At 66.9% G+C, this 18,667-nt stretch carries 14 protein-coding genes; 12 read left to right on the forward strand and 2 right to left on the reverse strand.

Annotated elements, in window-relative coordinates:
• Both yicI and AC1DW3_RS08955 read right to left on the reverse strand, forming a co-directional pair.
• The coding region (gene yicI / locus AC1DW3_RS08950; RefSeq protein WP_477930606.1) for an alpha-xylosidase at positions 1–1,429 on the reverse strand (1,429 nt) is incomplete at its 3' end.
• A gap of 24 nt (positions 1,430–1,453) precedes the next feature.
• Positions 1,454–2,980, reverse strand: coding sequence for a tryptophan halogenase family protein (locus AC1DW3_RS08955; protein WP_477930608.1), 1,527 nt, complete (start codon positions 2,978–2,980; stop codon positions 1,454–1,456).
• Between the two features lie 171 nt (positions 2,981–3,151).
• Here AC1DW3_RS08955 and AC1DW3_RS08960 point away from each other — a divergent pair, with 171 nt between their 5' ends.
• The 12 genes from AC1DW3_RS08960 (at position 3,152) to AC1DW3_RS09015 (ending at position 18,542) form a co-directional block, all read left to right on the forward strand.
• Positions 3,152–4,384: an ROK family protein gene (locus AC1DW3_RS08960; protein WP_477930610.1), complete on the forward strand. Its 1,233-nt coding sequence runs from the start codon at positions 3,152–3,154 to the stop codon at positions 4,382–4,384.
• Positions 4,384–5,832, forward strand: coding sequence for a xylulokinase (gene xylB / locus AC1DW3_RS08965; RefSeq protein WP_477930612.1), 1,449 nt, complete (start codon positions 4,384–4,386; stop codon positions 5,830–5,832). Before AC1DW3_RS08960 ends, xylB begins: the two co-directional genes overlap by 1 nt.
• Before the next feature lie 9 nt (positions 5,833–5,841).
• Entirely contained in the window at positions 5,842–7,158 is a 1,317-nt protein-coding gene (gene xylA / locus AC1DW3_RS08970) for a xylose isomerase (RefSeq protein ID WP_477930614.1), read from the forward strand.
• A gap of 10 nt (positions 7,159–7,168) precedes the next feature.
• Positions 7,169–8,593 (forward strand): GH1 family beta-glucosidase, encoded by a 1,425-nt coding sequence (locus tag AC1DW3_RS08975; protein WP_477930616.1) that lies wholly within the window; start codon positions 7,169–7,171, stop codon positions 8,591–8,593.
• Positions 8,590–10,029 carry an MFS transporter gene (locus tag AC1DW3_RS08980; RefSeq protein WP_477930618.1) on the forward strand — a complete coding sequence of 480 codons (1,440 nt, stop codon included), beginning with the start codon at positions 8,590–8,592 and terminating at the stop codon, positions 10,027–10,029. The genes AC1DW3_RS08975 and AC1DW3_RS08980 overlap by 4 nt, the downstream gene beginning before the upstream one ends.
• Positions 10,026–11,147 carry a glycoside hydrolase family 62 protein gene (locus AC1DW3_RS08985; RefSeq protein WP_477930620.1) on the forward strand — a complete coding sequence of 374 codons (1,122 nt, stop codon included), beginning with the start codon at positions 10,026–10,028 and terminating at the stop codon, positions 11,145–11,147. The genes AC1DW3_RS08980 and AC1DW3_RS08985 overlap by 4 nt, the downstream gene beginning before the upstream one ends.
• Before the next feature lie 79 nt (positions 11,148–11,226).
• Positions 11,227–12,819, forward strand: a complete 1,593-nt coding sequence (locus AC1DW3_RS08990; protein ID WP_477930621.1) for a GH39 family glycosyl hydrolase — start codon at positions 11,227–11,229, stop codon at positions 12,817–12,819.
• The gene (locus AC1DW3_RS08995) at positions 12,816–13,763 is read left to right on the forward strand and encodes an alpha/beta hydrolase (RefSeq protein ID WP_477930623.1); all 948 of its coding nucleotides are present in this window, start codon (positions 12,816–12,818) and stop codon (positions 13,761–13,763) included. Before AC1DW3_RS08990 ends, AC1DW3_RS08995 begins: the two co-directional genes overlap by 4 nt.
• A gap of 36 nt (positions 13,764–13,799) precedes the next feature.
• Positions 13,800–14,861 (forward strand): multiple monosaccharide ABC transporter substrate-binding protein, encoded by a 1,062-nt coding sequence (gene chvE, locus AC1DW3_RS09000; RefSeq protein ID WP_477903873.1) that lies wholly within the window; start codon positions 13,800–13,802, stop codon positions 14,859–14,861.
• A 204-nt stretch (positions 14,862–15,065) separates the two neighbouring features.
• Complete coding sequence (locus tag AC1DW3_RS09005; protein ID WP_477930823.1) at positions 15,066–16,571, forward strand: ATP-binding cassette domain-containing protein; 1,506 nt, start codon at positions 15,066–15,068, stop codon at positions 16,569–16,571.
• An 11-nt stretch (positions 16,572–16,582) separates the two neighbouring features.
• Positions 16,583–17,752, forward strand: coding sequence for a multiple monosaccharide ABC transporter permease (gene mmsB / locus AC1DW3_RS09010; protein ID WP_477930625.1), 1,170 nt, complete (start codon positions 16,583–16,585; stop codon positions 17,750–17,752).
• Between the two features lie 22 nt (positions 17,753–17,774).
• Positions 17,775–18,542, forward strand: a complete 768-nt coding sequence (locus AC1DW3_RS09015; protein ID WP_477930627.1) for a substrate-binding periplasmic protein — start codon at positions 17,775–17,777, stop codon at positions 18,540–18,542.
• The last annotated feature ends 125 nt before the right edge of the window (positions 18,543–18,667 follow it).

Below are 18,667 nucleotides of genomic sequence, written 5' to 3' on the forward strand. Positions count from 1 at the left end.
GCACCGGGAAGCGCTGGCCCGAGGCATAGGTCGAGCGGGCAAAGACGATGGCATCGCTGCCCTGCACTTCCTGCAGCAGCTCAAACACCGCCTGGTTGTACTGCAGCGCGTAGAGGTTGTGCATCTCGACGGGGTCGGAGCCGTCGAAATAGGTCACGCCCTCGCTCGGGATGCGCTCGCCGAAGTCGGTCTTGAAGCAGTCGGCGCCGGTGGCCAGCAGGCGGCGCAGATGGCCCTGGTACCAGGCCTTGGCGGCCGGGTTCGTGAAGTCCACGATGGCCATGCCGGGCTGCCATTGGTCGGTCTGGAAGGTCAGGCCGTTGCTTCTCTTGATGAAGTAGCCGTGCTTCACGCCTTCGGCAAACAGCGGCGACTTCTGCGCGACGTAGGGGTTGATCCACAAGCTGATCTTCAGGCCCTTGGCGTGCAGGCGCTCCAGCATCGCCTCGGGCTCGGGGAAGCCGCGACGGTCCCACTCGAAGTCGCACCACTGGAATTCGCGCATCCAGAAGCAGTCGAAGTGGAAGACCGACAGCGGCAGCTCGCGCCGCTTCATCTCGTCGATGAAATGCGTGGCCGTCGCCTCGTCGTACTGGGTCGTGAACGAGGTCGTCAACCACAGGCCGAAGCTCCAGGCCGGGGGCAGCGGGGCGCGGCCTGTCAGCGCTGTCAATCGGCCAAGAACCTGCTTGGGTGTGGGGCCGGCGATGACGCAGTAGTCCAGGCTCTCGCCCTCGCGGCTGAACTGCACGCGCGCGACCTTCTCCGAGCCGACCTCGAAGGACACCGGGCCGGCCTCGTTGACAAGCACGCCGTAGCCGCGGTTGGTCAGGTAGAAGGGCACGTTCTTGTAGGCCTGCTCGCAGGCCGTGCCGCCATCCTTGTTGGTGTTCTCGACGATCTGGCCGTTCTTGACCCAGGGCGTGAAGCGCTCGCCCAGGCCGTAGACGTTCTCGCCGACGGCCAGGCTCAGCTGCTCGTGCACATGGTTGCCCTTGGGGTCCCACTGGACATAGCCCAGGCCGCGCCAGTCGCTCTTCGTGAGGATGCGCTCGCCTTCGCGGAAGGTCAGGCTCCAGCCCTCGCCCTTCTTCACGTCGACCGAGATCGGGCCGGATGTGAGCGTGGCCTTTGTCTCGCCATCGACGATCTGCACGGCGGGCTTGCCGGCACCGACCATGGGGATGTGCAGGCGCGGCGTGCTGGACGCCGCGAAGTGCTCGAYGCTGACGCGGATGACGCCTTCGAGCGGCGAGCTCAGCGTGACGGTCAGCGTGGGGCCTTGCAGCGTGTCGCCACGGTGCTTGATGGGGCGCGTCGTGGCGAGCACGACGAGGCGGTCTTCGTGGACTTCAATGGCGTAGGCCTCGGCCGCGTAGTGCGCGGCGACGCCTGGCTGAAGCATCCACTGTCCGTCAGTGAACTTCATGGTGGTCGGGGTCTTTGCTGGGGGTCAGGGGTGGGAAGGCGCCTGCACGTGGCGGCGGATGTAGTCAGCGTGGTCCGGCATGCCGGACGCGGTCTGGGCGATGGCCTGGCGCAGGCGCGCGAAGTGCTGCAGCAGGGCCTGGGGTTCGATGTGGTCGACGAAGGGGTCGTAGCTTTCCGGCTGCAGTCCCAGGCCGAGGAAGAGGGACACCCAGGACGGCTCAGAGAAGCCGTCGGGGTCGTAGATGGCGACGCGGGCGGCGCTGCGGAAGAGCTCGATCTGGTGGGCCAACGAGTCCGGGATGGGCATGGCGGCGCAGTAGCGCCACAGCTCCGAGTCGCGGCGCTCCGTCAGCTTGTAGTGCAGAGCGATGAAGTCGCGGATGGACTCGTACTGGCGTGCCATCAGGCGATTGAACTCGGCGGCCAGATGCGGCTTGAACTGCTTGTCCGGGAAGAACTGGATGAGGCGGCCAACGCCGTCCATGATGAGCTGGATGCTGGTGGACTCCAGCGGCTCCAGGAAGCCCGAGGCCAGGCCGATGGCGACGACGTTCTTCACCCAGCCCTCTTTGCGCCGGCCGGTCGTGAAGCGCAACTGGCGCGGCGTGTCCAGGGCCTTGCTGTCCAGGCCGGCGAGCAGCGTGCTGGCGGCTTCGTCGTCGCTGATGAAGTGGCTGCAGTAGACATGGCCATTGCCGGTGCGGTGCTGCAGCGGGATACGCCATTGCCAGCCGGCCGCCTTGGCCGTCGACGTCGTGTAGGGCGTCAGCGGCTCGACGCGCTCGCTGGGCACGGCCTGGGCGCTGTTGCAGGGCAGGAGCGCGCTCCAGTCCTCGAAGGGCGACTGCATGGCGCCGCCGATGAGCAGGGCGCGGAAACCCGAGCAGTCGATGAAAAGGTCGCCGTCAATGCGGCGGCCGTCGGCCAGCTTGACGGCCGCGACGAAGCCGTCCTCAGGCCGCAGCTCCACATCGACGATCAGCCCTTCGACGCGCTGGGTGCCGCGCGCCATCGCGTACTCACGCAGGTAGGCGGCGTAGAGGCCGGCATCGAAGTGATAGGCGAAGGAATAGGCATTGGCCGCCGACGCCGCGCCGCCTTCGGGTGGCGTGAAGCGGTTTTGCCGCGCCATAACGGTGGACGTCGACCAGTCCTCGTAGCCGGGCAGCCCGTCGGTGATGCGGGACAGGCGCAGCCAGTGCTGCCAGGCCGAGCGGTTCTCGATGGCCGGGCCGAAGTCGCCGAAGCCATGGAAGAAGCGGTGGCCGACGCAGCCCCAGTCGCGGAACTCGATGCCAAGCTTGAAGCTGCCCTGGGTCTTCTTGACGAAGTCGGCACCGTCCAGGCCCAACGTGCGGTTGTAGGCGCGAATGGGCGGCAGCGTGGCCTCACCGACGCCGATGGTGCCGATGTCGGGCGACTCCACCAGAGCTATCTCGCACGCACCCCGGCCGGCCTGCGCAAAGCGCTGGGCCAGCGGCGCGGCGGCCATCCAGCCGGCGGTGCCGCCGCCGACGATGACGATCTTGCGGATGGGGGAATCAGGCATTGGCTGTCTCGGGCCAGTTTTTATGGAGCCTCACCGCGCAACCGGTGGGCGGCGCGATCTTCGGCGAGGTGGGACCGATCGCGATAGGGGTCAACACCGTATTTACTTCGTTCGATGGCCGAACTAATATGGCCTCAAGCCCGTCAAAGCATGGGTATCTCTAGGAGACAAATGCAGGCCGAAGCCGCAGGCAGCCAACAGCTGCTCAAGGTCATCAATCGCATGGCGCTGGTCAGGCACCTCTGTGCCCACCCGGGGCTGTCGCGCGCCGACCTGGCCGGGGCCGTCGGCCTGACCAAGTCCACCGTCAGCATGCTGGCGCGCGAGCTGATCAGTGAGGGCTGGTTCATCGAACGCGAGGTCGTCGCCACCGGCGACCTGGGCCGCCGCCCCACGCCCCTCTTCATCGACCCGACCCGCCTGCTGCTGCTCGGCGCCGAGGTCGGCATCGAATCCGTGCGCGTCGTCGCCACCTCGCTGACCGGCGACGTGCAAGCCTGGACGGTGGCCAACTACGGTGCCAGCCGCACGGCCAAGGCCTGCATCACCAGCCTCGCCACGGCCCTGCTCAAGCTGCGCAGGCAGCTCGATGCCAGACAGCAGATCCTGGGCATAGGCGTCGGCCTGCCGGGCGGCGTCAACGAGGCCCGCGGCGTGCTGCACTTCGCCCCCAACCTCGGCTGGCGCGATATCCCCTTCGGCGCCCTGCTCGGCGAAAAGCTGCAAGACACTTCGCTCGCCGGCGTGCCCCTCTTCATACAGAACGAAGCCGATGTGGCGGCCCTGGGCGAGATGGAGTTCAACCCCGCGCCCGCGTCGGATCCGCTGCTCTACGTCTCCATCAACCAGGGCCTGGGCGCCGGCGTCATCGTCGGCGACCGCCTGCTGACCGGCAACCGCGGCTTCGCCGGCGAGGTCGGCCACATGGTGCTGCAGCTCAACGGCCCGCGCTGTTCCTGCGGCCGCCGTGGTTGCGCCGAAGCACTGATTGCGACGCGCGCCATGCTGCACGGCAGTGGCGACGAGGCGGCCCTGCGGTCGCTGGCCGAGGTGCGCGCCCATCTCGTCGACGCAGACGCCGAGACGATGAAGGCCGTCCACTCGGCCGGCCGCTATCTCGGCGTGCTGCTGCAGAACCTGGCCACCGCCTACGACCCCGCCTGCATCGTGCTGGGCGGCAGCGTCGTCGAGCTGGGCGAGCCCTTCCTGAAGCCGGCGCTGGACACGCTGCTGGACTACGCCGCGGCGGCCAGCCTGCCGCCGCCGACGGTGCGCACGTCGATGTTCGGCGCCAATGCCGTCGCCGTCGGTGCTGCGGCGCTGGCGCGCTACCGCCTGACCCGCCCCGCCCTGCCGCTGTCCGACAGCGGCGCGGTGATGGCGGACGCCGAGGAGGCCATCTGATGTTCCTCGGCATCGATCTCGGCACCTCCGAAGTCAAGCTGCTGCTGCTTGACGACAGCGGCCACATCGTCGGCACGGCGGGCAGCGCGCTGACCTTGTCTTCGCCCGAGCCGCTGTGGTCCGAACAAGACCCGACCGCCTGGTGGCAGGCGACGGAGGCCGCAGTCGCCAAGCTGCGCGCGGCACATCCCGCCGAGTTTGCCGCCGTGCGCGGCATCGGCCTTTCCGGCCAGATGCATGGCGCAGTCCTGCTCGACGAGGCCGACGCCGTGCTGCGCCCCGCCATCCTCTGGAATGACGGCCGCAGCCATGCCGAGTGCGAGGAGCTGACGGCCGCCGCGCCGCGCCTGCACGACATCGCCGGCAACCTCGCCATGCCCGGCTTCACGGCGCCCAAATTGCTGTGGGTGCGCAAGCACGAGCCCGAGGTGTTCGCCCGCGTGAAGAGCGTGCTGCTGCCCAAGGATTGGCTGCGCCTGCAGCTCAGCGGCGACAAGGTGTCCGACCCGTCCGACGCGGCCGGCACGTTGTGGCTGGACGTGGCGCGGCGCGACTGGTCCGACGAGCTGCTGGCCGCCTGCGGCCTGACGCGCGCGCAGATGCCGCGCCTGGTCGAAAGCAATCAGGCGAGCGGCGTGCTCAAGCCCGAACTGACCAAGGCCTGGGGCCTCGGCCCCGAGGTCGTCATCGCCGGGGGTGCGGGTGACAACGCCGCCAGCGCCATCGGCATTGGCGCCACGCGGCCGGGCGACGGCTTCATCTCCCTCGGCACCTCGGGCGTGCTCTTCGTCGTCAACGACCGCTACCGTCCCAACCCGGCGTCAGCTGTGCACGCCTTCTGCCATGCCCTGCCCGAGCGCTGGCACCAGATGAGCGTGATGCTGTCGGCGGCGAGCTGCCTGCGCTGGTTCTGCCAACTCGTCGGCGCCGACGAGGCCACATTGCTGGCCGAACTTTCGCAAAATGACAGCGCAGTCAATGCGCCCATCTTCCTGCCCTATCTGGCTGGCGAGCGCACACCTCACAACGACCCGTTTGCCCCTGGCGTCTTCCACGGCCTGAAGGCGCAGACCACGCGCGCCGACTGCAGCTATGCCGTGCTGGAAGGCGTGGCCTTCGGCCTGGCCGACGGACTGGCCGCGCTGCGCGAGGCGGGCACGGAGGTGCACCAGCTGTCTCTCGTTGGCGGTGGCTCGCGCAGCTTCTTCTGGGCCCAGCTGATCGCCGACGCCCTTCAGGTCGACATCGTGCTGCATACCGGCAGCGAAGCCGGCGGCGCCCTCGGCGCGGCGCGCCTGGGCTGGCTCTCGGCAGGCGGCGACGTCAACGCCGTCTGCACCCGGCCGCCCGTTGCGGCCCTCTTCTCTCCCGACCCCCAACGCCATGCCCGCCTGGCTCCTCGCCTGGCGCGCTTCCGTGACCTCTACCGCCGCCTGCGCGGTGCCTGACTTCTGACCATGACGAGCTATTTCCACGACATCGCCCCCATCCGCTACGAGGGCGCCGACAGCCAGAGCGACCTGTCCTTCAAGCACTACGACAAGGACCGCATCGTGCTGGGCAAGCGCATGGAAGAGCAGCTGCGCTTCGCCGCCTGCTACTGGCACAACTTCGTCTGGACCGGCCTCGATCCTTTCGGCGGCGCGACCTTCGAGCGCCCCTGGTTCCAAGGCGGCAGCCCGATGGAGCTGGCCAAGCTGAAGGCCGACGCGGCCTTCGAGTTCTTCGCCAAACTCGGTGTTCCCTACTACTGCTTCCACGACCGCGACGTCGCCCCCGAAGGCGCAACGCCGCGCGAGAGCCACGACAACTTCCTGCGCATGGTCGACGTGCTCGGCGAGAAGCAGCAGGCCACCGGCTTGAAGCTGCTGTGGGGCACGGCCAACCTGTTCAGCCACCGCCGCTTCATGAGCGGTGCGGCCAGCAACCCCAACCCTGAGCTGTTCGCCATGGCCGCCCTGCAGGTGCGCGACGCGATGGACGCSACSMWMAAGCTCGGCGGCGARAACTACGTGCTGTGGGGCGGCCGCGAAGGGTACGAAACGCTGCTGAACACGCGCCTGGGCCAGGAGATGGATCAGCTCGGCCGCTTCCTGAACATGGTGGTTGAGTACAAGCACAAGATCGGCTTCAAGGGCGCCATCCTCATCGAGCCCAAGCCGCGCGAGCCGTCCAAGCACCAGTACGACTTCGACACCGCCACCGTCTACGGCTTCCTGGTGCGCTATGGCCTGGAGAAAGAGGTCAAGGTCAACATCGAGGCCAACCACGCCACGCTGTCGGGCCACAGCTTCGAGCATGAGATCGCCACCGCCGGCTCTCTCGGCATCCTCGGCAGCCTGGACATGAACCGCGGCGATCCGCAGCTGGGCTGGGACACCGACCAGTTCCCCAACAACGTGCCCGAGACGGCCGTGGCCCTATACCACGTGCTGCAGGCTGGTGGCCTCGGCAGCGGAGGCCTCAACTTCGACGCCAAGGTGCGCCGCCAGTCCATCGATGCGGCCGACCTCTTCCACGGCCACATCGGCGGCATGGACGTCTGCGCCCAGGCCCTGCTGATCGCCGAGAAGATGATCAACGACGGCCGCCTGAAGGCCGCCGTCGACAGCCGCTACGCCGGCTGGGACACGAGCGCCGGCCAGGACATCCTGCAAGGCCGCCGCACGCTCACCGACCTGGCCGAGCAGGTGCTCATTGCGAACACGGATGCCGCGCCGGTCTCCGGCCGCCAGGAAGTCTTCGAGAACCTCGTCAATCGCTTCTGCGGCTGAAGCCTCTGTGATGAAAGCCGATGTACCGCTCTTTCGATTGAGCCAGTGCGACACAGCCGCCCTGCCCCAGGACGCCATGACCGCACTGACCTACTCCAGCCCCTTCCCCGCCGACTTCATCTTCGGCGTGGCCGCCGCAGCGCCCCAGATCGAGGGCGCCGCCTTCACCGACGGCAAGGGCGAATCCATCTGGGACCGCTTCTGCCGCGAGCCCGGCAAGGTCCACGACGGCGACACGCTGGACGTCGCCTGCGACCACTACAACCGCTTCGACGAGGACTTCGCGCTGATGGCCTCGCTGGGGCTGAAGTACTACCGCCTGTCGCTCGCCTGGCCGCGCATCTACCCCAACGGCGACGGCGAGCTGAACCAGGCAGGCCTGGACTTCTATCACCGCCTCTTCGCCAGCATGAAGAAGCACGGCATCGAGCCCTGGGTGACGCTGTTCCACTGGGACCTGCCTCAATCGCTGGAGGACCGCGGTGGCTGGACCTCGCGCGTGACGGTCGACGCCTTCGGCCGCTATGCCGACACCGTCGTCAAGGCCTTCGCCGGTGAAGTGAAGCACTGGATCACGATGAACGAGATCCGCTGCTTCACGCAGCTGGCCTATGGCTTCGGCACCAAGGCGCCGGGTCGCAAGGAGAGCGCGGCCGTCGTCAACCAGACCTTCCACCACGCGCTGCTGTGCCACGGCCACGGCGTGCGTGCGGTGCGCGAGTTCGGCGGTGCCGGTGCGGTCGTCGGCCTGACCGACAACCTGGACGTCTGCATCCCTGTCACCGAGACGCCCGCGGACATCGCCGCCGCCAAGGCCTGGTTCCTGGAGATGAATGCTCATGTGCTGGGCGCGATGCATGCGGGCCAGTACCCGGCCGAGTACCTGGCCCGCGCGGGCGCCGACGCCCCCAAGGTCGAGCCCGGCGACTTCGACCTCATCAGCCTGCCCACCGACCACCTCGGCCTGAACATCTACACGGGCACCTATGTGCGCGCCAGCAAGACCGGCGCGGCCTACGAGGCCCTGCCGCCCCCGATCAACTACCCCCGCGCCGACAGCCCCTGGCTGCGCCTGGTGCCGCAGTCCATCTACTGGGCCACGCGCTTCGCCGCCGAGTGCTACGGTCACCAGTCGCTCTACATCACCGAGAACGGCTGCGGCTACAACGATGAGCCGGTGGTGAACGGCGAGGTGCTGGACCTGCACCGCCGCGACTTCCTGCGCAACCACCTGCGCGAAGCTCATCGCGCCATCGGCGACGGCGTGCCGCTGCACGGCTACTTCCTGTGGAGCTTCATCGACAACTACGAGTGGGAAGACGGCTACCAGCGGCGCTTCGGCATCGTGCACTGCGATTACGAGACCCAGGTGCGCACCGCAAAACTGTCGGCGCTCTATTACGCCGAAGTCATCAAGGCCAGAAAGATCCTGTGAACGCCAGCACCCTTCACCTCGACCGCGTCGTGCCACCGTCGGTCGACCGCCTGCCGATGCGCCAGAAGATCGGCTTCGGTCTGGGCGCCTTCCTCGACATGTGGGGCCACTGGCTCTACCCGTCGCTGGCCTTCCAGGTCTTCAACATCTTCCTCGGTGTCGCACCCGGCCTGATCTCCACGGTGCAGATGATCAAGATCTTCATCGACGCGGGGTCGGACGCGGTCTTTGGCTGGATCTCGGACAACACGCGCACGCGCTACGGCCGCCGGCGGCCTTTCATCCTCGTCGGCGGCGTGCTCGCTGGCATCGGCCTGCCGCTGATGTTCGCGGTGGGCAGGGGCTGGACGGACACGCAGTACTTCATCTTCATGCTGGTCAGCACGGTGATCTACGTGCCCATCATGAGTTGCTTCAACATGCCCTGGAACAGCCTGGGCGCGGAGATGACGCCGGACTACCACGAGCGCACGTCCGTGATGGCTGTCCGCGCCGTCATCCAGAAGGTGCCCGAGCTGGGGATGTTCTATGCCGCGCAGTTCACGACGCTGGCGATCTTCAACGGCGCCAACGGCAAGCCCGACATCCTGCGCGGCGCGCAGACCTACAGCGCCATCCTCGGCGCCGTCATGGTGGCGGTGTCCATTGCCATCTTCCTGATGGTGCGCGAGCGCTACTACGAGAAGCTGGTCTCGCGCACGCAGACCCACATCCCGTTTGCCGACACGCTGTGGCGCACGCTGCGCTGCAAACCCTTCCGCCGCGTTCTCGGCATGATGCTGGCCTATGGCATCGGCACGGCCATGGTGTCGACGCTCGGGTACTACACCACGGCCTACTACGTCTGCCAGGGCGACATCGCGCTGGGCGCGAAGTGGAACACCGCCATGGGCGTGTCAGGCACGGTCTTCGGCTTCGCGGGCATTCCGTTCTTCGCGATGCTCGCGCGTCGCAAGGGCAAGCATGTGGCGATGGCCACTGCGCTGAGCCTGGCCATCTGCGCCTTCATCGGCGATTGGTGGCTGTACGACCCAGCGCGGCCCTACCTGCAGCTCTTCGCCTGCGGCCTGGTCGCCTTCACCGGCGCGGGCTTCTGGATGATCTATGGCTCCACGCTGGGCGACATCGTCGACTATGACGAACTGCAAACGGGCCAGCGCCGCGAGGGCTCGTTCTCGGCCTGCCAGTCGTGGATCTCCAAGTTCGGCATCGCCCTGGGCGTGGGCGCCTCGGGCTGGATCCTGCAGTTCACCGGTTTCGATGCCAAGCAGGCGGTGCAGGACCCACAGGCGATCTTCACGATGCGCCTTCTTCTGTCGGGCGTTCCGGTCATCGGCCTGGTGCTGGCGCTGATCTCGCTCGCCCGCTTTGAGTTGACCGAGCGACGCATGCTGCAGATCCGCGGCGAGCTCGAAGCCACCCGGGGGCAGGTATGACGCTGTCACGCACCGATTCCCCTGAAACATCCATCGCAGAAATCATGCGCCACCCCAAGTCTTCCTTTGACGGTTTCAACGCACTCTGGTTTGCATCCTGCCTGACATTGAGCACCCTCGCTCATGCTGCAGAACCCGCGAAGCCGGCCCAGCCTTTCGAATGGAAATCCAGCGAGCCGCTGATCAGGCCGCCCGCCGACGCGAAGAACATCTTTGGCGTCAAGGATCCGACCATCGTCTACCACGACGCCCGCTATCACGTCTTCATGACCACGGCCGGGAAGAACGGCTGGGGCATGGCCTACACGAGCTTTGCGAACTGGGAGGAGGCCCCCAACGCCCCTCAGTTCATGCTCGAAAAGTCCCCCATCGGGCCCGGCTATCGCGCAGCACCCCAGGTCTTTTACTTCGCGCCGCAGAAGCTTTGGTATCTGATCTACCAGGGCGGCGACCCGCTGTATTCCACGACCAGCAACATCGCCGATCCCCTGTCGTGGACAGCACCGAAGCCCTTCTACCCGACCATCCCGGCAAGCGTCAAAGACGCCAAGGGCAATGCGTCCTGGCTGGACTTCTGGAACATCTGCGACGACAAGAAGTGCTATCTCTTCTTCACTGGCGACAACGGCAGCTTTTACCGCGGCGAGACGACGATGGAGCGCTTCCCTCAGGGCTTCTCCGAGCCCGTCGTCGTCATGGAAGAGAAGCGCGATGACATGTTCGAAGCGAGCAACACCTACAAGATTGCTGGCACGAACCAGTACTTGACGTTGATCGAGGCGATGGGGTCCAAGGGCAGGTATTTCCGGGCCTGGACAGCCGATCGCCTGGACGGGAAGTGGCAACCCGTTCCCGGCGCCCCGATGAACATGTTTGCCGGCACAGAGAACGTCAAGTTCAACGGCCGGATCTGGTCCGAAGGCGTGTCCCATGGCGAACTGATCCGCGATGGGGTCGACCAAACGCTGAGCATCGACCCCTGCCAGCCGCTGAAATTCCTGTACCAAGGCCTGGACATGGAAAAGAACAAGAAGTACGAATACATCGAGCTGCCCTATCGGCTGGGCCTGATCACCGCCACCGCGCCGAACGCCATCAGCGAGTTGTGCAAAAAATGAAGGCCGCTGCCAGGCCGGCAAGCGCCGCGCCGATGCCGGCGACGTGCGCCCGCAACTTTGTCTACAGAGGACTCACGACGTGACTTCGCTCCGCTCCCTGCGCCGCCGCCAGATGCTGGCTGCTGCTGCCCTGCCGCTCATGACCACCGCATCATTCGCTGCGCCGCAGCAGCGCCGCATCGTGCTCGACCTGGCCGAAGCGAAGCAGCCGCTGGACCGCTTTTTCGACCACTGCGTCGGCGCTGACTACCCCGGCACGACCTACCGCGAAGACGCACTCGCACAGCTGAAGACAACCGTCGACGAGCTGGGTTTCCGCTACCTGCGCTTCCACGCCATCTTCCACGACGTCTTCAAGACGGTGACGCGCGATGCCGCAGGCAACCTCGTCTTCGACTTCACCAACATCGACAAGCTCTACGACGCGATGCTGGCGCGCCGCATCAAGCCCTTCGTCGAGCTGGGCTTCACGCCGCTGGCGTTGAAGACGTCGGACTTGAAGGTCTTCTACTGGGCCGGCAACACCTCCCACCCCGAGCCCACCGGTTGGGTCGCGCTGATCGACGCCTTCACGCGCCACCTGCTGCAGCGCTATGGCGAGAAGGAGGTGCGCAGCTGGTACTTCGAAGTCTGGAACGAACCCAATCTCGATGGCTTCTGGGAGAAGGCCGACAGGCAAGCCTACTTCGACCTCTACACCCGCACGGCCAAGACCATGAAGGGCATCGACGCGCAATTGCGCGTGGGTGGACCGGCCACCGCCGGCGCCTGGTGGGTGCCCGAGTTCCTCGCGCATGCGAAGGCGACCGGCACGCCGGTGGACTTCGTCACGACGCACACCTACGGCGTGGATGAAGGCTACCTGGACGAGTTCGGCAAGGAGGACCGCGTGCTGTCCAAGTCGCCCGACGCCATCGTGGGCGACGTGCGGCGCGTGCGCAAGGAGATCGAGGCCTCGCACCTGCCGGGCCTGCCGCTGTTCTTCACCGAATGGAGCAGCAGCTACAACCCACGCGACCTCGTGCACGACAGCTACATGAGCGCGCCCTATGTGCTCACCAAGCTCAAGCAGACGCAAGGCCTGGCCCAGCACATGAGCTATTGGGTCTACAGCGACTTGTTCGAGGAACCCGGCCCGCCGGACGCGCCCTTCCACGGCGGCTTCGGCATGATGACGCGCGAAGGCGTGAGGAAGCCCGTGTGGTTCGCCTACAAATACCTCGCCGCCCTGGCCCGGCTGGATGGCAAGGAGATCCCCAGCAGCGACGAATTCAGCTGGGCCGCGACGAATGGCGAGCAGGTCCAGGCCCTGGTGTGGAACTGGCGACTCCCGGACCAGAAGGCCAGCAACCGCAGCTTCTTCAGCAAGCCGCAGCCGGCCAGGGACGCGGGCACCACCACCATCGAGTTGCGCCATTTGCCGCCCGGCCGCTACACGCTCACACAGCGCCGCACCGGCTACGAGATCAACGACGCCCACACCGCCTATCTGAAGATGGGCTCGCCCAAGAACCTGGATGCCAAGCAGCTCGCCACGCTGCAAGGCCTGACGACGGACAAGCCCGAGCTGCAACGCGAGCTGGTGGTCGGCGCAGCCGGCACAGTCACGCTGAACGTGAAGCTGCGCAGCCATGACGTCGTGCTGTTGAGCCTGAAAAAGGTGGGCGCTTGACAGCGCCCCACGTTGCCGCCGCGCGTCAGTGCTTCGCCAGGCTGGTGGCCTCCGTCTGCCTGGCAATCGTTGCAGCCACCGTCAATGCGCAGGGCGAGCCGGCCGCGGGCACGAAGGAAGCCCGCGCCAACCTCAACCGGGCCGTGGTGCTGGCGTCTGACGACGTGCCGGCGTTCGCCGCACCGCCGAAGGGTTTCGCAGACGAGAGCCCGGACATCCGCCATGGCCAGACGCAGGAATTCAGCTACGAGTCGGCCGTCACGCAGACCCGGCGCAAGGCGGTGGTCTACCTGCCGGCCGGCTATGCCTCGGATCGTCGCTATCCCGTCCTCTACCTGTTGCACGGCATCGGCGGCAACCAGCACGAGTGGAGCGGCTACGTTCGCGCCACCGTCGTCCTCGACAAGCTGATCGCATCGGGCGCGGCCGAGCCCATGATCGTCGTCATGCCCAACGGCCGGGCCCGCGCCGATGACGGTCCGCCGCCGCCGGACCAGACGTTCACGCCCGGGCACATCGCCGCCTTCTCAAGCTTCGAGGCCGATCTGCTGCGCTCGCTGATCCCTGCAGTCGATGGCAGGTATTCAACGCTCGCTGATGCACCACACCGCGCCATTGCGGGCCTTTCCATGGGCGGCGGCCAGGCCTTGAACATCGGACTGATCCACCTCGACACCTTTGGCTGGGTCGGTGGCTTCTCGTCCGCACCGAACACGAAACCCGCCGCCGAACTGCTGCCCGACGCGGACAGCGCGCGCCGCCAGCTGAAGCTGCTGTACCTGTCCTGCGGTCGCCAGGACGGGCTGATCAGCGTCTCGCAGGCGCTGCACCGCGCACTGCGTGACGGCGGCATCCCGCACATCTGGCACGTCGATGCCCATGCGCACGACCGCGAGAGCTGGGCAGAAAACCTCCATCACTTCGCGCAGCGAATCTTTCGCTGAGCAGACCGTCGCACCCAAACACAACACGGAGACAACATGCGCCGCATCACCTTTCTCGGACTGAGCGTCTTGCTGACGCTCGCACCCTGTGCCGCCGCGCTGGCACAAGGCAAGGGCACCATCGGCATCGCGATGCCCACCAAGAGCTCCCAGCGCTGGATCGCCGACGGCGACAACATGGTCAAGAGCCTCAAGGCGCTGGGCTACCAGGTCGACCTGCAGTACGCCGATGACGAGATCCCGAACCAGCTCGCGCAGCTGGAGAACATGGTCACCAAGGGTTCCAAGGCCCTGGTGATCGCGTCCATCGACGGCACCACGCTGTCCGGCGTGTTGCAGAAGGCCGCCGAGAAGGGCATCAAGGTCGTCGCCTACGACCGGCTGATCCGCGGCTCGAAGAACGTCGACTACTACGCCACGTTCGACAACTTCCAGGTCGGCGTGCTGCAGGCCGAGTCCATCGTCAACCGGCTCGGGCTGAAGCAGGGCAAGGGGCCCTTCAACCTGGAGGTGTTCGCCGGCTCGCCCGATGACAACAATTCGGGCTTCTTCTACGACGGCGCCATGAGCGTGCTGAAGCCCTATCTGGATGGCGGCAAGCTCGTCGTGCGCAGCAAGCAGCTGGGCGCCATGAAGGTGGGCATCCTGCGCTGGGACACCGCCACCGCCCAGGCGCGCATGGACAACCTGATGTCGGCCTTCTACGGCAAGGACAAGCTGCACGCGGTCCTGTCGCCTGCAGACATCCTGTCGATCGGCATCATCTCTTCGCTGAAGGGCGTGGGCTACGGGACGCCGAGCCAGCCGATGCCGGTCATCACGGGACAGGACGCCGACCTGCCGTCGGTCAAGGCCATCCTGCGCGGCGACCAGGCCTCCACCGTCTTCAAGGACACCCGCCAGTTGGCCAAGGTCACGGCCGACCTCGTCGATGCGGTGCTCAGCGGTCGCACACCGCAGGTGAACGACACCAAGACCTACAACAACGGCGTCAAGGTGGTGCCCTCGTATCTGCTCAAGCCCGTGGCGGTCGACGCGACGAATTGGAAGCCGGTGCTCGTCGACAGCGGCTACTACAAGGAAGGGCAGCTGAAGTGAAACTGCCCCTCGCCCAACCTCGCGTCGCTGAACGCGAGCGAGTCTGGTCGGTCCCCCGCGGGGACGGCGATGCTTGCGGCGTCGAACCGCAAGCACATCGCCAGTGCGGGCCGGCTTGGGAGCGGCCCGGCGCTCGGCCCGCCCAGCCCTCAAGGGGCAGCTGACGTGGCAACCTTAGACAATCAGCCCGCCCCGCTGCTGGAGATGCGCGGGATCGGCAAGAAGTTCCATGGCCTGGTCGCCCTCCGGCACGTCGACCTGGTTGTCCAGCATGGGCAGATCCACGCGGTGGTCGGCGAGAACGGCGCCGGCAAGTCCACGTTGATGAAGATCCTCTCGGGGGTCTATCCGCACCCGGACTACGAAGGCGAGATCCGGTTCGCCGGGGAGCCGCAGCACTTCTCCGGCATACGGCAGAGCGAGGCGCTCGGCATCGTCATCATCCACCAGGAGCTGGCGTTGATTCCGCAACTCTCCATCGCCGAGAACCTCTTCCTCGGGCACGAACGCGCCCGGCGCGGCGTGATCGATTGGGCTCGCACCCACGACCAGGCCGTCGAGCTGCTGCATCGGGTCGGCCTTCAAGAGTCTCCGAATACGCTGGTGAAGGACATCGGCGTCGGCAAGCAGCAGCTCGTGGAGATTGCCAAGGCGCTCGCCAAGGACGTGAAGCTGCTGATCCTCGACGAGCCCACGGCCAGCCTCAACGAGGACGACAGCGCCGCCCTGCTCGACCTGCTGAAACGGCTGCGCGGCAACGGCGTCAGTTGCGTGCTGATCTCCCACAAGCTCAACGAGATCGCGGAAGTGGCCGATGCCATCACCGTGCTGCGCGACGGCTCGACCACCGCCACGATGGACTGCAGCGAAGCACCGCCGGAGGAAGCCGCCATCGTTCGCGCCATGGTCGGGCGGGACATGCAGGATCGCTATCCCAAGCGGCAGCCCAATCCTGGCGAGATCCTGTTCGAGTTGCGCGACTGGTGGGTCGAGCACCCGCTTCACGTCGGCCGCGAAGCCATCAAGGGCGTCAACCTGAACGTGCGCCGCGGCGAGATCGTCGGCATCGCCGGCCTGATGGGCGCCGGGCGGACGGAGCTGGCGATGAGCGTGTTCGGCCGCTCCTGGGGGCGGCGCATCCGCGGCTCCGCCTGGATGGGCGGTCAGCAGGTCGACGTCTCGACCGTCCGGCGGGCCATCAAGTCCGGCCTGGCCTATGTCACCGAGGACCGCAAGGCCCTGGGGCTGGTGCTGCGGGAGAGCATTGCCCGCAACACCAGCCTGTGCCGGCTCGAAGGCATCTCCCGCTTTGGCGTCATCGACGAGGCCCGGGACAATGCGGTGGCGAATGACTTCCGGCAGCGCCTGGCCACCCGCTGCGCGAGCGTCCAGCAGCCCGTCGGCGACCTTTCGGGCGGGAACCAGCAGAAGGTCGTCCTGGCCAAGTGGCTGTTCACCGACCCTCAACTGCTCATCCTGGATGAGCCCACCCGCGGCATCGACGTCGGCGCCAAGTTCGAGATCTACAGCCTGATCGCCAGCCTGGCCGCCCAGGGGCGCTCGATCCTGATGATTTCGTCCGAGCTGCCCGAACTGCTGGGCATGTGCGACCGCCTCTACCTGATGAACGAGGGTGAGCTGGTGGCCGAGATGCCGGCCGCCGGCGCCACCCAGGAAACCGTCATGCACGCCCTCGTGGGCACCCATTGAAAACCATCGCCATGCCTTCTTCGTCCCTGCGCAACTTCCTCGCATCGCATCTGCGCGACTACGGCATGCTGCTGTCGCTGGTCTGCATCATGGGGTTCTTCCAGGTGCTCACCGACGGCACCCTGCTGCAGCCGCTGAACCTGACCAACCTGTTCCTGCAGAACAGCTACATCGTGGTCATGGCCCTCGGCATGCTGCTCGTCATCGTCGCCGGCCACATCGACCTGTCGGTGGGTTCCATCTGTGGCTTCATCGGCGCCCTGGCGGCCATCCTGATGGTCGAGCGGGGTTGGCCGGTGCTGCCATCCGCCGCCGTTTGCCTGGTCGCCGGCGCGCTCATCGGCGCTCTGCAAGGCTGGTTCGTCGCCTATTTGAAGATCCCCTCGTTCATCGTCACCCTGGCCGGCATGCTGGTGTTCAAGGGCCTGGCGCTGGCACTGCTGGGCGGCCAGTCCGTAGGCCCCTTCCCGGACACCTTCCAGCTCCTCAGCAGCGGCTTCCTGCCCGACTGGCCAGGGGGCGAGGAGCACCACCTCAGCGCGCTCGTCATCGGCTTCGGCCTGGTGGCCTGGCTGGCCTGGCGGGAGCTGGCCGCGCGCGGCAAGTCCGAAGCGCGCGGCGCGGCACCGGAGCCGGCGGCGCTGTTCAGCCTGCGGCTGCTGGCCCAGTCGTTCGCCCTGGCTGCGCTGGTGTGGCTGCTGGCTTCGTACAAGGGCCTGCCCAACGTGTTGCTGCTGATGGGTGCCCTGATCGGCGCCTACGTCTTCCTGACCCAGCGCACGACGCTCGGCCGGCGCGTCTACGCCCTCGGCGGCAACGAACGCGCCGCGCGGCTGTCCGGCGTGCCGACGGAGAAGCTGACGCTGCTGTGCTTCGCCAACATGGGCGTCATGGCGGCGCTCGCCGGCCTGGTCTTCGCGGCCCGCCTCAACACGGCCACGCCCAAGGCGGGCCTGGGCTTCGAACTCGACGTGATTGCCGCCTGCTTCATCGGCGGGGCCTCGGCGTCGGGCGGCGTCGGCAAGGTGCTCGGCGCGGTCATCGGCGCCTTCATCATGGGCGTGATGAACAACGGCATGTCCATCCTCGGCGTGGGCATCGAATGGCAACAGGTCATCAAGGGCGTCGTGCTGCTGGCCGCCGTGGTCTTCGACGTCTACAACCGCCGCAAGGGCGGCTGACGCCGGCCAGCCCGGTGATGCCATGACGCAGCAAGCCGCTCTCCACGTCGACGCGCCGAAGCGGCGATGGCAGCGGTGGACGCTGATCCTGGCACTGCTGGCAGCGCACCCGGCCGCGCAGGCCGCCGAGCCGCAGTCGCTGCGCATCGTCGCGCCGACCAGCCAATCCATGCCCATGCTCAGGATGGCAGAGGACAAGCCTGTCGACGGCGTGCTCAAGGAACTCGGCGAACTGCTGGCGCAGCGCCTGGGCCTCAAGCCGGTGTTCGTGCCGCTGCCCAGCAAGCGCGCAGGCCCCGCCGTGGCGTCAGGGGCCGCCGATCTCCTGTGCTACGTCAAACCCGAGTGGCTCGAGGGCACGCTGCTCTGGACGCGTCTTTTCCTGTCGGGCACGGGGATCATCGCGGCGGGCGCGAACGCCCCCGCCGTGGCGCAGCTCCAGACGCTGGCGGACGAGCCGCTGGGTACGGTCCTGGGCTACCACTATCCCGCCCTCGTCTCGGCATTCCGGCAGCAGATCCGGCGGGAAGACGTTGCCGATGCCGAGACCAACCTGCGCCGGCTGGCTTTCGGCCGTGTGCGCTACGCGGTCACGGATCGCGCCGCGCTGGCCTACTACGTCAGGCTCAACCCGGAGGCCGGACTGCGTGAGATCCTCGAAGTCGAGCACTACCAGTTGGGCTGCGCGCTGACACCCGGCAAGCCGGCGCTGCTGCAGCCGCTGAACAAGGCCATCGACCGGATGATGGTGGACGGCTCGCTGGCGTCAGTGCTGAACCGATACCGCTGAAAATCGGGCGTTCAGGCATCCATGCTGGACGCGGGTTTTTTCGCCGGAACGAAGTTTTGGTAAGACCAAACAGCACCAAAGAGACGATCCTTCCCCAGCGTCACGACCACGGGTAAGCACTGGTC

Source organism: Roseateles sp. P2_H4 (assembly GCF_056403315.1).

Coding starts and splice junctions, on each gene's coding strand:
- AC1DW3_RS08955 (WP_477930608.1), bottom strand. CDS start 2,980: ATGCCTGATTCCCCCATCCGCAAGATCGTCATCGTCGGCGGCGGCACC.
- AC1DW3_RS08960 (WP_477930610.1), top strand. CDS start 3,152: ATGCAGGCCGAAGCCGCAGGCAGCCAACAGCTGCTCAAGGTCATCAAT.
- xylB (WP_477930612.1), top strand. CDS start 4,384: ATGTTCCTCGGCATCGATCTCGGCACCTCCGAAGTCAAGCTGCTGCTG.
- AC1DW3_RS08975 (WP_477930616.1), top strand. CDS start 7,169: ATGAAAGCCGATGTACCGCTCTTTCGATTGAGCCAGTGCGACACAGCC.
- AC1DW3_RS08985 (WP_477930620.1), top strand. CDS start 10,026: ATGACGCTGTCACGCACCGATTCCCCTGAAACATCCATCGCAGAAATC.
- chvE (WP_477903873.1), top strand. CDS start 13,800: ATGCGCCGCATCACCTTTCTCGGACTGAGCGTCTTGCTGACGCTCGCA.
- AC1DW3_RS09005 (WP_477930823.1), top strand. CDS start 15,066: ATGCGCGGGATCGGCAAGAAGTTCCATGGCCTGGTCGCCCTCCGGCAC.
- mmsB (WP_477930625.1), top strand. CDS start 16,583: ATGCCTTCTTCGTCCCTGCGCAACTTCCTCGCATCGCATCTGCGCGAC.
- AC1DW3_RS09015 (WP_477930627.1), top strand. CDS start 17,775: ATGACGCAGCAAGCCGCTCTCCACGTCGACGCGCCGAAGCGGCGATGG.